Here is a 1,642-nt window from a genome sequence, read left to right as displayed (position 1 = left end):
GCGTCACGCTCTCCTCGATCTCCTGCGTCTCGCCGGTGCGCAGCACGGCGAGATCGCCGGCGACGAAGGCCTCGCCGTCCGGCCCGAAGATCTCGACATCGGTCTTGCCGATCGCCTCATCCTTGGCGAAGCCGGTGAGATCGCACCAGCCCTTGTTGACGTAGAATTGCCTGAGGTCCGAACGCTTGGCGTAGATCGACACCGGCACATTGTCGATGAGGCTGCGGAACACCTCATTCTCGCGCATGCTCTCTTCCAGCGCCCGCTCGCGCGCCTTGACGTCGGTGATGTCGGTGCTGGAGCCGACCAGATGCACCGACCCGTCCGTCGCCACCAGGCGGCTCTTGCGCGTCATCAGCTGCCGCACGGTGCCGTCGCGATGGGTGACAGACTCCTCGACCTCGCGCCCGTTGCCGGTGGCGACGACCTCGATGTCGTCATGGCTGTAGTTTTCGGCATCATCGGCGCCGAACAGCTGGCGATCGGTGCGGCCGATGACATCTTCCTTGGCAATGCCGGTGAGCGCGCACCATGCCTTGTTGACGAATTCGATGCTGAGATCCTGGGCCTTGATGAAGGCAGCCACCGGCAGCTCGTCCATGACGTGCCGGAACAGGTCGATCTGCCGCATGGAGTCATGCAGCGCCTTCTCGCGACTCTTGATGTCGGAAATGTCGACGCGCACGCCGATGAAGGTGCCGTCCTCGGTCCGCATGTCGTAGACCTGGTACCAGCGGCCGTCCGGATTGCGCCGTTCATAGGATGAGTTCGGCAGCCGGTAGTGGGCGAGCATCGCGTCGAACCACCCGTCGCGATCGCGCTCATAGAGGCTGTCGATCTCAGGATCGCCGCTCTGGCGGAAATAGCCGACCGAATGGCCGAGAACCAGCGCCTCGCGGAAACTGCGGCCGGGCTGCCACACCGGCTTCAGCGCCGGAAGCGTCTCCTGCAGTTTGCGGTTGGCGAAGACGAACCTGTCGTCACGATCGTAGATGATGACGCCGGCCGGCAGCGATTCCAGCACGGTGGCGAGGTTCTTGCGCGCATCCTCGGCCTCCGCCTCGCGCTCCTTCATGTCGGTGACGTCGACGTAGGAGATCAGCCGCTTGCCGCCGGCGAGCGGCGCCAGCGAGGCAATCAGCGTGCGGCCGTCATTGAGTGGCAGCTGCCGCGATCCGGCAACGCCAGCCCTGATCTCGGCCTCGCGCTCGGCCATGAGGCGCTGCCATGCCTCGTCGTCGGCTCCGTAGGGGTCGATCCCGCGGCTCGCTTCCATCAGCTCGCGGAAGCCGCTGCCGATCCCGGCGCGGCTGGGCTCGATTTTCCAGAACTCGTGGAAGGCGCGGTTGATCACCTGCGCGCGCATGTCCGCGTCGAGGACCAAGACGCCGATCGGCATCTGGTCGACCATGGCGCGAAGATTGGCGAAGGTCTCCGCGGTCCTGGCGTTGGCGCTCTCGATCTCGGCATCGCGGCGCTTGACGTCGGTGATCTCGTAGTAGGTCAACAGCCGCTTGCCCCCGGACAGCGCGGTGACAAAAAACATCATCGTCCTGCCGTCGGCGTGGACAAACTCGCGCGGCGACACGGAGCCGTCGCGAATCTCCGCGACGCGGCCGGCGAGGTAGCGCTGCCATTCCTC

1 protein-coding gene is annotated in these 1,642 nt (G+C 65.5%); it reads right to left on the bottom strand.

The features are described from left to right. On the bottom strand, nt 1-1,642 hold a 1,642-nt coding region (locus EN742_RS34350), incomplete at both ends, for a PAS domain-containing protein (RefSeq protein ID WP_128333838.1).

This window comes from Mesorhizobium sp. M4A.F.Ca.ET.020.02.1.1 (assembly GCF_004022645.1).
Classification (GTDB): domain Bacteria; phylum Pseudomonadota; class Alphaproteobacteria; order Rhizobiales; family Rhizobiaceae; genus Mesorhizobium.
Note: the sequence above shows the minus strand (reverse complement) of the source record. Positions and strands in the feature narration are given on the sequence as shown.